A 14,490-nucleotide genomic window follows, 5' to 3' on the forward strand; every position below is an offset into this window, starting at 1 on the left:
AGCTGCGAGCCGTTCACCGCTTCCGTGCTCGTCGCGTTTACCGCACCGGCTGCGACGTTCTTCAACGCCACCGGATCTTTTGCACCCGCACCGCCCAGCGTCACCGAGCCATGATCTGCCGTGCCGTCCTCCTTACGGTCGTACGTCACTGCCGCGATCACCTTGCCCGTGTCCTTGTCCACCAGACCGGACTCGGCAATATCGTCTTGCAGCTTCTCGACGTTCGTCGCGGTCGTCGTCACACGGCCGTCAAGGTTCGACACTGCGTCGCCAACGTTGTGCGCAGTCGTCTTGCCGCCGTCCAGCGTATACGCCGGTGCCGTCAGCTTGCCTGCTGCGTCCACCGTCGCACCGCCGCCCAGCGCGCTTGCCACGCTCTGCGACGTGCCGTACAGCTGCGAGCCGTTTACCGCTTCCATGCTCGTCGCATTCACCGCGCCGGCTGCAACGTTCTTCAGCGCCGTGCCCTTCTCGCCGGCCAGCGTGACCGTGCTCTTGGTTTCATCGTCGTATGCAACCGCGTTCGGATCCTTGCTGCTACCAATCTCCGCCGCGGCCGTGATCGCGTCACCCACGTTGCCGTAGGTCTTGTTACCGACGTGATACTTCGGCGCCGTCACGCTGCCATCGGCGCCGATGCCCGCACCGCCGCCCAGCGCTGTCGTTACGCCACTGAGTTGCGCCACGTTCACCGCGTCGGTGCCTTGCGTACCCGCCGCAACGTTCACGATCTGGCGCTCGCTTCCGGTGTCACCGACCGAAACGGTATTGGCGCGCGTCGCCTTGGCGCCTGCGCCCAGCGCCACGGCACCGTTCGCCGCGCCTTCCACGCTCGTATTGGCACCCAGCGCCATCGCATTGGTCACGTTCGGTGCAACGCTCGCACTCGCGCCCATCGCAATGCCATTGGTCGCGCCTACCGCGGCTTCTGCTGCATTGCCGATCGCGATCGAGCTTGCTCCGATAGCCTTGATGCCGTTACTGCCGAGCGCGACCGCGTTCTCGCCGTTTGCCTTCGCATTCGAGCCGATCGCCAGTGCTCCCGCGCCATTGGTCGTCACCCATGAACCGATGGCCACCGAGTACGACTGATCCGAGCCAGTTTGTGCCATATTGCCGATCGCAACCGATTCGTTCGACAGCGCCCCGGTGTTCAGCCCGAGCGCGATCGCGTTCGCCCCGGCCGCATGAGCGTCCACGCCGATCGCGGCGGCTGTCGTACTCTCCGGATCGCCCGTCGCGATGCTCGCGGTATTGAACCGACTACCGTCCGAACCCATACCATCGATCGTGACGAAGCTCGAGCCTTTACCACCACCGCCGCCGCTGGCTGCCGCGGCCGCAATCGCGTCACTGACGTTACCGTAGGTCTTGTTGCCGACTCGGATCGTTGGCGCCGTCACCTTGCCGGCCGCGTCCACCGTCGAACCACCGCCCAGTGCGCTCGCCACACTTTGCGACGTACCGTATAGCTGCGAACCGTTCATCGCTTCCATGCTCGTCGCATTCACCGCGCCGGCTGCAACGTTCTTCAACGTCGTGCCTTTCTCGCCGGACAGCGTGACAGCGGTTTTGGCTGCGTCGTCGTACAAGACCGCATTCGAATCCGTACCGCCGCCTCCGCTCGCTGCCGCGGCTGCGAGCGCGTCGCCAACGTTACCGTAGGTTTTGTCGCCGATGCGATACTTCGGTGCCGTCACGCTGCCATCGGCGCCGATGCCCGCATCACCGCCCAGCGCCGTGGTAATGCCTTTCACCTGACGCACGTTCGCCGCATCGGTGTCGCCAATGCCCATTGCGACGTTCTTCAACGCCACCGGCGCTGCTGCGCCCGCACCGCCAAGCGTTACCGAACCGCGATCCACCGTGCCGTCTTCCTTGCGGTCGTACGTCAGCGCCGCAATTGCCTGGTTCTTGTCCTTGTCGAACAGACCAGATTCGGCAAGATTGTCTTGCAGTTTCCCGACGTTCGTCGCGTTCGTCGTCACACGGCCGTCCAGGTTCGACACCGCTTCGCCAACGTTTTTCGCCGTGGTCTTGCCGCCGTCCAGCGTGTACGTCGGCGCCCTCACCGTACCGCCTGCGTCCACAATCGAATCACCGCCCAGCGCACTCGCCACACTCTGCGACGCGCCGTACAGCTGCGAGCCGTTCAGCGCATCCGTGCTCGTTTTGGCCACCGCGCCATCTGCAACGTTCTTCAACGCAACCGGCGCTGCCGCGTCCGCGCCGCCCAGCGTCACCGAGTTGCCATGCGCCGTGCCGTCGTTACGGTCGTACGTCACCGCCGCAAGCACCTTGCGCGTGTTCTTGTCCACCAGACCCGACTCAGCAAAATCGCCTTGCAGTTTCTCGAGGTTTGTCGTGTTCGTCGTCACACGGCCGTCGAGATTCGACACGGCTTCGCCAACGTTTTTTGCCGTGGTCTTGCCGTCTTCCAGCGTGTACGTCGGTGCCGTCAGCTTACCGGTTTCGTCTACCTTCGACTCACCACCCAGCGCGCTCGCAACACTTTGCGCGGCGCCATACAGCTGCGAACCGTTCACCGCTTCCGTGCTATCCGCATTCACCGCGCCAGCTGCAACTTTCTTCAGCGTCGTGCCTTTCTCGCCAGACAGCGTGACCGCGCTCTTGGCTGCATCGTCGTACAAAACCGCATTCGAATCCGTACCACCGCCACCGCTTGCTGCCGCGGCTGCAAGCGCGTCACCGACGTTAGCGTAGGTCTTGTCACCGATGTGATACGTCGGTGCCTTCACGCTGCCGTCGGCGCCGATACCCGCATCACCACCCAATGCCGTGGTGATGCCCTTCATCTGGCCTACGTTCACTGCGTCGGTATCCGAAATCCCGCCTGCAACGTTCTTCAACGCCACCGGCGCTACTACGCCCGCACCGCCAAGCGTCAACGAACCGCGATCCGTCGTGCCGTCTGCCTTGCGGTCGTACGTCAGCGCCGCGATCGCCTTGCCCGTATCCTTGTCGATCAAACCGGACTCGGCAATATCGCCTTGCAGTTTCTCGACGTTCGTCGCGTTCGTCGTCACGCGGCCGTCCAGGTTCGAGAATGCGTCGCCAACGTTGTGCGTGGTGGTCTTGCCGCCGTCCAGCGTATACGCCGGTGCCGTCAGCTTGCCTGCTGCGTCCACCGTCGAACCGCCGCCCAGCACACTCGCCACGCTTTGCGACGTGCCGTACAGCTGCGCACCGTTCATCGCTTCCATGCTCGTCGCATTCACGGCGCCGGCAGCAACGTTCTTCAGCGTCGTGCCTTGCTCGCCAGCCAGCGTGATCGCGCCTTTGGTCTTGTCGTCGTACGAGACTGCGTTCGGATCCGTACCGCCACCGCCGCCGGTTTCCGCCGCGGCCGTAATCGCGTCACCCACATTACCGTAGGTCTTGTCGCCAACGTGGTACTTCGGTGCCGTCACGCTGCCATCGGCGCCAATGCCCGCACCGCCACCCAGCGCCGTCGTTACGCCACTGAGCTGCGTCACGTTCACCGCGTCGGTGCCTTGCGTACCCGCCGCAACGTTCACGATCTGGCGCTCGCTTCCGGCATTACCCACCGAAACGGTATTGGCGCGCGTCGCCTTGGAACCGGTACCCAGTGCGACCGCACTATTCGCGCCTTTTTCGACGCTGGCATTTGCGCCCAGCGCCATCGAGTCGGCCACGTTGCGTGCAACACTCGCGGACGCGCCCAGCGCAATGCCATTGGTCGCACCTGCTGCGGAGCTGGCCTTGTTACCGAGCGCAATGGAATTCGCGCCGATTGCCGCCACGCCGTTATTGCCGAGCGCGATCGCGTTGTCACCGTTTGCCCGCGCCTGCGAACCCACAGCAAGCGCGCTTTCCCCATTGGTCGTCACATTCGACCCGATGGCCACCGAATTGGCTTGGCCGGCCCCCGTTTGGGCCATATTACCGATGGCCACTGCGCCATCCGAGTACGCGTAGCTACGCACGCCGAGGGCGACCGCATTCGCGCCCGAGGCAATGGAACCTACACCGATCGCGGCGGCAGTGTCGCTCGCCGGATCGCCGCCGACGATGTTCGCGGTATTCTCCTGACTACCGTCCGCTCCCGCACCGGCAACTTGCAAGAATTTCGATGGGTCGGCCGATGCCAAGTCTGTCTTGGCTGCAAGGACGTTAGCCGTCAGCGAGCCATGCCGCGACCTGAGTTCCGACGACAGCTTGTCGGTCCGGTCGGACATCTTTTCGATCGCTTCGGTCAATTGATTCACGTTGACTGCGTCGGTATCTTCCGTACCGTCGGCTACATTCGAAATGCGACGTTCGCGACCGACGTCGCCAACCGATATCTGGTTCGCCTCCGTAGCAACCGAATTGAGACCGATCGCGACCGAGTTGAGCCCGTTCGCGCGTGAACCCGTACCCAAGGCCAGCGAGCCATTTCCGGTCGCGTTTGCACCCGCGCCGATCGCGACGGTATTGGTTCCCATCGCGTTTGCGGCTTGCCCCGTTGCCTTGACCTTGATGTAGCGCATCGACAGGCTGCCGTCCGAGAGCGAATCGCGGATCGACTTCGTTGCATCCGACAATTGGCCGACGTTCACTGCGTCGGTCTCGGCAACGCCCGCTGCAACGTTCTTCAACGTCGTGCCTTTCTCGCCAGCCAGCGTGATCGCGCCTTTGGTCTTGTCGTCATATGAGACCGCGTTCGGATTTGTACCGCCACCGCCGCCGGTTTCCGCCGCGGCCGTGATCGCGTCACCGACGTTGCCGTAGGTCTTGTCGCCGACGTGGTACTTCGGTGCCGTCACGCTGCCATCGGCGCCGATGCCCGCACCACCGCCCAGTACCGTGGTAACGCCTTTCAACTGGCTCACGTTCACTGCATCGGTGTCGGTCGTACCGACTGCAACGTTCTTCAACGCCACCGGCGCTGCCGCGCCCGCACCGCCAAGCGTCACCGAGCCGCGATCCGCCGTACCGTCTTCCTTGCGGTCATACGTCAGCGCTGCAATCGCCTTGCCCGTGTCCTTGTCCACCAGACCGGATTCGGCTATATCGCCTTGCAGTTTCTCGACGTTCGTCGCGTTCGTCGTCACACGGCCGTCCAGGTTCGACACCGCGTCGCCAACGTTTTGCGCGGTCGCCTTGCCGCCGTCCAGTGTGTACGCCGGTGCCGTCAGCTTCCCGGCTGCGTCCACCGTCGAACCGCCGCCCAGCGCGCTCGCCACACTTTGCGACGTGCCGTACAGCTGCGAACCATTCATCGCTTCCATGCTCGTCGCGTTCACCGCACCGGCTCCAACGTTCTTCAGCGTCGTGCCTTGCTCGCCAGCCAGCGTGACCATGCTCTTCGCCGCATCGTCGTATGCAACCGCGTTCGGATCCGTACCGCCACCGCCGCCGGTTTCCGCCGCAGCCGTGATCGCGTCGCCCACGTTACCGTAGGTCTTGTCACCAACGTGGTACTTCGGCGCCGTCACGCTGCCATTGGCGCCGATGCCTGCACCACCACCCAGCGCCGTCGCTACGCCCTTCAACTGGCTCACGTTCGCTGCGTCAGTGTCAGCCGTACCGACTGCAACGTTCTTCAACGCCACCGGCGCTGCTGCGCCCGCACCGCCAAGCGTCACTGAGCCGCGATCCGCCGTGCCATCTGCCTTGAGGCCGTATGTCACCGCCGCGATTACGTGGTTCTTGTCTTTGTCCCACAGACCGGATTCGGCAAGATTGTCTTGCAGCTCCTCGACGTTCGTCGCGTTCGTCGTCACACGGCCGTCCAGGTTCGACACCGCGTCGCCAACGTTTTGCGCGGTCGTCTTGCCGCCGTCCAGCGTGTAGGCCGGTGCCGTCAGCTTCCCGGCTGCGTCCGCCGTCGAACCGCCGCCCAGCGCGCTCGCCACACTTTGCGACGTGCCGTACAGCTGCGAACCGTTCATCGCTTCCAGGCTCGTCGCGTTCACCGCGCCGGCCGCGACGTTCTTCAGCGTCGTGCCTTGCTCGCCAGCCAACGTGACCGTGCTCTTCGCCGCATCGTCGTATGCAACCGCGTTCGGATCCGCACCGCCACCGCCGCCGGTTTCCGCCGCAGCCGTGATCGCGTCGCCCACGTTACCGTAGGTCTTGTCGCCAACGTGGTACTTCGGTGCCGTCACGCTGCCATCGGCACCGATGCCCGCACCACCACCCAGCGCCGTCGCTACGCCCTTCAACTGCGTCACGTTCACGACGTCGGTGTCCTGCGTACCCGCTGCAACGTTCACGATCTGACGCTGGGATTTGGCGTTCCCCACCGAGACCGTATCGGCTCGATCGGCTACCGAGCCAGTGCCAAGCGCCACTGCCCACGTGGCATTCGCGCCTACACTGGCGTGGTCTCCTAACGCGACCCCATTACCTGGGCTGGACTGAGCATCGGGTCCAATGGCAACAGAAACCCCTTGCGCCTGCGCGCCTGCTCCGACTGCTACTGCACGCATCCAGCCGCCTTGCGAGCCATCGACCGCGCGTGCGCCGTCGCCAATCGCAATAGCCCCCGAATACCCCGGCCGACCGGCGGCTGCGTTAGCGCCAATAGCAATCACGCCCGCTCCCGCTCCCCCAGTATCCGCCTTCGCGCCCTCGCCTACCGCGACATTATTACCGGTTGCGTACGCATCCTTCCCGATCGTGACCCGACCGGCATCAAGCCGGTCACTACTAGCCTTCGCAATCGCGGCGTTCATCTGGTCCGACGTCACCGCCGCAGTCACTTTGCCCGTTTTTGCGTCCAGCAGCCCAGTATCAGCAAAGTTGCCCTGCAGTTTCTCGACGTTCGTCGCATTCGTCGTCACACGGCCGTCAAGGTTCGACAACGCGTCGCCAACGTTGTGCGCGGTCGTCTTGCCGCCGTCCAGCGTATACGCCGGTGCCGTCAGCTTGCCTGCTGCGTCCACCGTCGAACCGCCCCCCAGTGCGCTTGCCACGCTCTGCGACGCGCCGTACAGCTGCGAGCCGTTCACCGCTTCCATGCTCGTCGCATTCACCGCGCCGGCCGCAACGTTCTTCAGCGTCGTGCCTTGCTCGCCAGCCAGCGTGACTGTGCTCTTCGCCGCATCGTCGTATGCAACCGCGTTCGGATCCGTACCGCCGCCGGTTTCCGCCGCAGCCGTAATCGCGTCACCCACGTTACCGTAGGTCTTGTCGCCGACGTGATACTGCGGTGCCGTCACGCTGCCATCGGCGCCGATGCCCGCACCGCCGCCCAGCGCAGTCGTTACGCCGCTCAGTTGGGTCACGTTCACCGCGTCGGTGCCTTGCGTGCCTGCTGCAACGTTCACGATCTGACGCTGATTCTTCTCCGATCCAATTGATACCGTATTCCTGCGGTCTGCCACAGAGCCACTGCCCAGTGCGACACTGTCTATGGACGTAGCACTGGCATTGAAGCCAATGGCAGCCGATTTGGCCGCCCAAACGTAGGCACCGTCACCAAGCGCTACCTGGTGCCATTCCGTAGACGTGAATGAGTTTGCGCCGATGGAGATATTGGTATCTCCCCCTTCCCCGGGTCCGTACGAGTATTTTGCGACTGCGTTATCGCCAATAGCAATGCTCCGAGCCCCGGTCGCTTGCGCCGCAGTCGTTCCCCTTGCTTTCATGTACTTATCGGAGTCCGACAGTTCGCCCTTCAAGCTCTCAATGTCGGATGCATTCGTCGTCACGCGGCCGTCGAGGTTCGACAGTGCGTCGCCAACGTTTTGAACAATGGTCTTGCCGCTGTCCAGCGTGTATGCCGGTGCCGTCACACTGCCATCAGCCCCGATACCCGCCCCGCCGCCCAGCGCCGTGGCAATGCCTTTCAGCTGAGCCACATTCGTTGCGTCGGTGTCAGCCGTACCAGCCGCCATGTTGGTAATTTGACGTTGAATATTTTTGCTGCCGATCGACACTGAGTTGTCACGATTTGCTTTTGAATCTGTACCCAACGCAACGGAGTTATAGCCACCCGCATAGCTGTAAGATCCGATTGCCGACGTGGAATCACCCTTCGCCCACGAGTTCGCCCCAAGCGCAACCGCTCCTACGCCCTTAGCTTGCGCACGCGCTCCAAGTGCCGTTGCCGAGGCGACCTGCCACTCGTCCTCTTTGCGTGTAATACCCCCGCCTTCGGCATGCGAGGCCCAACCTACGGCGACGTCCTGACGATTAATCGCCTCTGGAGGAAAATTGAGATCTTCATATATCGAATTTGAGCGAATCGGAATGCGAGCAATCGAATCATTTAGTTGATGCACGGTTACTGCGTCGTCATCTGCAACTCCGGCCGCGAGAGATGTGATCTTCGAATTCGAAACATTAACGTCACTCGCCGATGACAATGTCACTTTTTGGCCGTAAATGCTCGTTCCAGCGGCATCAAGCACAAACCGGCTTTTCCCTTGCTCCGCCCCACCTCCAAAAAATAAACCTGCCGACTTGTTCCCAGCCCACACACCTCCTCCGCTCAAACCATTTTCACTGGTCATAACGGAAAAAGTGGTTCCGGAGACATTGGTCAACCCGGCATCCCACGCTGCGCAATTTCGAAATTTCTCGTCTGATCCATTGGCGCACTTTTTGTTATCGCCACTTTCCCATCCAAAATACGGACCGCCCTCATTTGCGGCTGCGTAAGCATGACCCGTGGCCCCGGCCATCACAACTCCCATAGCAGCGGCTGCGAACATTACAGGAGTCTTGCGTAAAATAGCCCTCGACGATGCCCCACCGGCATAAGATTTCGCTACCTCAGAGGCGACCGTCCATGTACCGCTGGATGCATTCCAAACCACCTTGTACGACTTATTCATATAACACTCTCTATCTCAACACAAAATAGCGTCCGTCCATCAGTGGAGGACCATTGCTATCGAACGAACAGCCGACCGAAATCCCGCGCCACATCGATTCGGGTAATGGCCATAAGACCCGCCGGGCTTCATGCGCGCGCCCATTGCTTTACGCTCATGGACGCAATGACGATCCGACTCCAAAGTCCATCGAATTATCGGTCCCACCCAGTGCTATGAAATATAGGAAGCGACGCAAAAAAGTCGCCCGATGTCCTATTTTTCGACGAAAATATAGGCCATTTCCTATTCGAGCGCTGGGGGACCACCTAAAGACGAGTCGATTTAATTAAAAAATCGAATTTATATTGGAGACTCTTATTGGTAGGTGAAAATAACGCGCGCCTTCACGATCCTCTTTTGAAATCGTGGATCAGGCATATTTAATTTTTCAGACGGCAAGGTGGCCGTCGCGCGCAGCAATCACCGATGGTGCTCGGGCGGCTTCGAATTCGGCGGCGACAACGGCGAGCCGCTGTGCGTAACGTTCACACTGGATTGAGGTGATCGTGAGGCGATGAGTTGGGCAGCCACGACTGCAAGCCATAGCGGCGACATCGTGCGAGACGTGATGCTCGCTGCAGTGGAAAATCGGTTTGGCGACGAACTGCATAAGCCATCCGAAATCGAGTGGCTGAGCGACAACGGCGAGCTACATGGCCGACGACACGCACCGGTTCGCAGTGGCCATCGGCCTGAAGCCATTGACCGCACTGGTGTCCAGCCCCCAAAGCAATGGGATGGCCGAGCGCTTCGTGAAGACGACGAAATGCAACTACGTCGCCTTCATGCCGAAGCCGGACGCAGCGACTGCTGCATGCAACGTGGCCATCGCGTTCGAGCATCGCCACGAGAAGCATCCTCATAGCGCGCTGAAATACCGCTCGCCTAGCGAGTCCCGGCGTTCGATGGATTCGGCAACCTTAGTGTGATGCCGTGTCCGGTATTACAGGGCCAACTCCACCGGCGTGGGACCCTTGAAGGCTGTTCAGCGTGTATCTCGACCGCTGGCGTCATCTTTCAGGAACATTGTTTTGGCTGTAGCATGCGGCGCCAGCCAAGACTCCACCGCATCGACAAACGACTGCAGGTCTGCTTCCCCGACCCATCTGGATTCCGCTATCTTCGCGGACCACTCTTCCAAGTGACTTACCAGTTCGCCCCTGTCGAGAATCATCAAGGCGCCCTGGATCCGGTGCAATCGTTCCAGCACCTCGGATACGTGACCCGCCTGCACCATCAACCGGAGTGCTTCTCTGTCGGAAATCCACGATTCGACGAACAACGACAGAAGCCGGCTGACACCCGGTGTAGCCCGTGGCAGTTGCTGAACGTCACCAGGCCCGAGCACGTTTTGCAGCACGAGAGAAAGGTCGTTCAAAGTCGACGGTTTTGTGATGAGCGCGTCGAACGGGGTGTTTGCCACTCCCGCGAGTGTCGCATCGGCAGTACACAAAACGACCGGCCACGATATCCCCGCTGCTCGCAAGTCGGACAACAGCTCCGCTCCGCCCTTGCCCGGCAAATTGGAATCGGTAACGACGAGATCGTAGATCCGGGACTGGCAACGTCGAATGCCATCCTCCGCGCTACCGACGACGTCCACATGTCCGATCCCGAGCATTCGCAATTGATCGCACATCAACTGCGCACTGACTCGGTCGTCCTCAACCACCAGAACGCTGGCCTCACTCCACGCACCGCCTGTGATCTCGCCGGAACTGTCAGTGCTACCTGCGCGGCCATCATCGTCCGCTCCAGAAAGGACCATTTCGATCGCGTCGAGAAGCAACTGGCCACTGTAGGCGCTAATGACGACAGCATGGCCTGCGGAGATCGGGACAAGCGGCCCGTCCAGGCCGATCGTAATGCGACGGTAGGCACCACTCGTTTTGGGCGAACCGTCACGTTCGAGCCAGTCGCGCGCGTCGATGAAAACGGTGGATGCAGGCGCTTCCTCCCGCCCGTCATCCTGACCACTCGTGACGCGGGCGGCCGGATACCACGCGCTGAGCTGTGCCACCAGTTGCCCACGCCAACTGGGAATATCGCAATTCACGACGAAATCGATGCCTTGGCCGGCGTTGCCGTCGATTCGCGCCGCTGAATCGTGACGAAGTGGCAACACGACGGTGAAAATCGATCCGACGCCAACCTCGCTCTCGACGGTGATATTGCCGCCCATTCGTTCGGCGATTTTCTGGCAAAGAGACAGGCCGAGCCCGGTACCTGCTCGCGAACTTTTCGGCCCGGCCGAGCCTTGGACGTAAGGCATGAAAATCTTTTCAATCTCGTCTTCGGGAATACCCCTGCCGGAGTCAGCAACGCGAAGCCGAACCTGGCCGTCCTCGGTCGAGCCGAGTGAAACCGTGATCGCCCCCTGAGACGTAAACTTGACGGCGTTGCCAATGAGATTGGTGACTATTTGCGTGAACCGGTACCCGTCGCAAATCCACGTGCCCCGTAGCGCCGGATCGATCAGGCAGAGAAGCCGTACGCCGTTTTTCTGCGCGTCCACCGCAAACGTCCGGCTTGCCTGCTCGACGAGTTGATCAATGTGTTGTGGCTGTTCCTGTAGCAGGAATTCGCCTGCCTCAATTCTGGACAGATCGAGCACGCCGTTGATCAGCGAAAGGAGTGAGCCAAACGAGTCCTGCGCGATCAATAAGCGCGAGCGCTGCTCCTCGGTCAGTCCCATCCGCGAAAGCAACTCAAGATTCCCTAATGCCCCGTGCAACGGTGTCCTGATTTCATGGCTCATCGTCGCCAAAAACATTCCCTTCTCGTGACTTTCGGCCTGAGCACGCGCTCGGGACTCTCGCAGCCGCCGTTCGATTTCCTTTCGCTTCGCCAAATCGACCATCCCGATCACGAAAACGTCGTCTCCGCGATACTTTGCCTGCGCATAGGCAACCTCGAGATCGGGCTCCATCTCAAACCGGCTTACCACGCCGGAGCGCTCGGCACTTCGCGCGTGAAACCGAACCAGTGCGCCGGCACGTGCAAGTACGTTGTCGGGGGTGGCGTCCTTTTCCCCTTGGCTGGCAAAGGCCATCTGAAGGCTTTGCGCTTCCGCATTCTGCAACAGGATAGCTCCGCTCTCCCTGGCCACGACGGTCAAGCTCACTGGCGCGACCTGGATGATGGACCGGCTGAACGCCTCGCCCTCCAAAAGGCTATGCAGCCGCTCCCTTGACGGCCGAATCACCTCGCGATTCATCCAGAACGCGCCTCCAATGACCAGACCGCACCCACTCAGCGTCGCTAGTACAACAAGCAGCAGTTGCTGGGCGATTGCGCCCAGAAGGTCGCTCCAGGTATATGCATATACCGCGACCCACTGCGGGCCAGGCACACGCTGAATAACGAAGAAGCTGCCCTCCCGCCAGATGCGTTGGGGCCGTCCGTTCGCCGCCTGGTATACCCACGGATTTCTCGATATGATTTCCGCCCAATGCGCCTCTTGCGGATTCGTTTCGTCGATACCCAATAGTCGCTGCACCGCGCAAGAGACAACAAAAAAATGCGGATCGCCTTCGTTGTGCAGAAAATACTGATTGAATCGATTACACGGAATTGACAGCGCGATCGTTGCCTTGCGTTGCTCACCCTCGTAGACGGATGTCGCAAAATACGTGGTCGTCATGTCGTTGAGCGGATCCTTCGATCCGGTCACCCACACAACCTTGCCCCGAACTCCGCTCTGGGCATCGCGCTGCATCTCCTCTTCGACAGCCTCCATCCGTTTCCCGATGAAGTCTTCCGCGGCCTTTTCAGTGTTCAGCCGAGCAATCTGCTCCGGTGCGAGCGGCGGAAGCGTTGCCAGAAATCGCTTGTCCGGCGTATAGATAAACCCCTCCGATAGCGCCGGCGAATTGTTCTGATGGGAAAGTGAAAATGTCGACGCATATCTTGCCAGATCGATCAAATTTGTCTGGCGAGCCGCGTCCGAGGGTGAAGTGAGTGTCGACACGACCGAGAACGCGCGTGTCGCCGCAGATCCGGGCACTGTTTGCGCCAACTGGTTCTGTCTGGGCAACAGAACCTTCCGCGCCTGCGAGTCGCCTGATTCCAGGTATTCCTTTGCAATCTGGTACGTCACGACCAACTGGCGAATGCGGGCCTCGCGCCTGTCGACCTCCTCCTTCAATGCCTCTCTCTGCGCGGAAAATTGCTGCGCAAATTCCTCGTGCTGATGTGATATCAGGAGTTCGGTCACGCCCCCGGCGCATACCAGGATGAGGCACGTCAGCGTTATGGTCGAAACAATTAGCAGGCGCTTTGAAAACGTCAACCTGAGCGGGACGTAAGCTGGGGTTGCCGCCACGATTCCATCGTCGACCCCACCCGAAGCTTCTTCTGCGTTGCCGCGAGACTGGCTCATGAGCCGAAATGCTCCGAGTAGATGCGGTAGAGGTCCGCTTCGGATCTTGCCCCCAGCTTGTGCATGGCTCTCATTTTCTGATGGCTGATCGTCTTGATGCTGCGATTCGTATGCATCGCGATTTCCGTCACCGACATCCCGCGCCCCAGCATCCGGAATATTTCGAGCTCGCGCTCGCTAAGCGATTCGATCGAAGTCTGCGCCGCATGTCCAACTTCGAGCAGGTCGACAGCCACGGCCGGATCAACGAACGTTTGCCCGGCATGCACACGGCGCACGATTGAAGCCAAGCGCGCGAAATCCTGGCTCGATTTTCTCAGGAAGCCGGCAACGCCCGTGTTCATGACGCGAGAGACGAGCAGCGCGATATCTTGATGTGCGGTCAGCACGACGATCGCAACATTCGGATGGCTACGCCTGAGTCGCTTGAACAGTGCCACGCCATCCGGCAGCTGATCGCCGCTGAATGAATAGTCGCAGATCAATACATCGCAAGGCTGCTGTTGCAACAACTGCAGCAGATCCGAAATTGTCGATGCGACACCGACCACATTGATGTCCATCTCGGCCGACAGGATCGCGGCGACGCCGGTAGAAACTACCGGATGGTCATCGGCCACGACGACATTGATGCGACGACGAGCGTTGCCACTTTCAGTGGATGCATTCATCAACATTTTCCCCAAAAACAGCTGTCTATCCTTCCGATGGCGGTTGCAATCTGCGGGCTCACAGTTCGGCCCCCGTCAATCTTAATCAACTTTCTATTCGGATACCGACCAAGTCGAGATTTCTCTTCGAACGCAGCGCGTGCATGCGCGGGGATTCATGTTTTCCACGGTGGCTTGCGGAGCAACGGTGCACCTCGATATGACGGAATTTGCCGGCCCACCTTTCTCGAAGTCTCGCCTCGAGCATTGAAATTTTGCGGCGCACAACGCCCATGAGTCGCGCTCACGTATAATACCCGGTCGCGATTTTCCATGGAAATTTATACAAAGAGCCGAAATCCGGCCTAATCCGTTTGCCATGGCAGCGTGTCTCTTGCCAATGCCCGAATCAGCGATCGACGTCCTGTCTGCAATTCAGTTTGCCCCTCAGAACGTGCTACCGTACGCACACACACGCCGGAAGCCCTGTCGCCTGGGGCACCTTGCTCGTCTCTTTCAGCCTCGCGAAGCATGCGTTGACCGCATTCGCAATCTAATCCGTCCGCGAGTTGATTAGGCCGACATCACCGCATCCGGTGAATCATTC

General features: G+C 60.7%; 3 protein-coding genes and 2 pseudogenes. 1 reads left to right on the forward strand and 4 read right to left on the reverse strand.

Annotated features, from left to right (window positions below; all coding sequences use genetic code 11):
- Together AP428_RS29645 and AP428_RS37820 are read right to left on the reverse strand one after the other, a co-directional pair.
- The coding region (locus AP428_RS29645) for a hypothetical protein (protein ID WP_231691720.1) at positions 1–8,519 on the reverse strand (8,519 nt) is incomplete at its 3' end.
- A gap of 162 nt (positions 8,520–8,681) precedes the next feature.
- Positions 8,682–8,810, reverse strand: a pseudogene (locus tag AP428_RS37820) (ESPR domain-containing protein); the annotation flags it as partial.
- Between the two features lie 433 nt (positions 8,811–9,243).
- On the opposite strand from AP428_RS37820, the pseudogene AP428_RS29650 reads away from it, so the two are divergent.
- Positions 9,244–9,781 (forward strand): annotated as a pseudogene (locus AP428_RS29650) (DDE-type integrase/transposase/recombinase); the annotation flags it as partial.
- A 56-nt stretch (positions 9,782–9,837) separates the two neighbouring features.
- Here the strand turns inward: AP428_RS29650 and AP428_RS29655 are convergent.
- Both AP428_RS29655 and AP428_RS29660 read right to left on the reverse strand, forming a co-directional pair.
- Entirely contained in the window at positions 9,838–13,233 is a 3,396-nt protein-coding gene (locus tag AP428_RS29655; protein ID WP_054928484.1) for an ATP-binding protein, read from the reverse strand.
- The gene (locus tag AP428_RS29660) at positions 13,230–13,904 is read right to left on the reverse strand and encodes a response regulator transcription factor (RefSeq protein WP_063934028.1); all 675 of its coding nucleotides are present in this window, start codon (positions 13,902–13,904) and stop codon (positions 13,230–13,232) included. Before AP428_RS29660 ends, AP428_RS29655 begins: the two co-directional genes overlap by 4 nt.
- Positions 13,905–14,490 lie beyond the last annotated feature (586 nt).

This window comes from Burkholderia sp. E168m22 (assembly GCF_001319805.1).
GTDB lineage: Bacteria > Pseudomonadota > Gammaproteobacteria > Burkholderiales > Burkholderiaceae > Burkholderia > Burkholderia orbicola.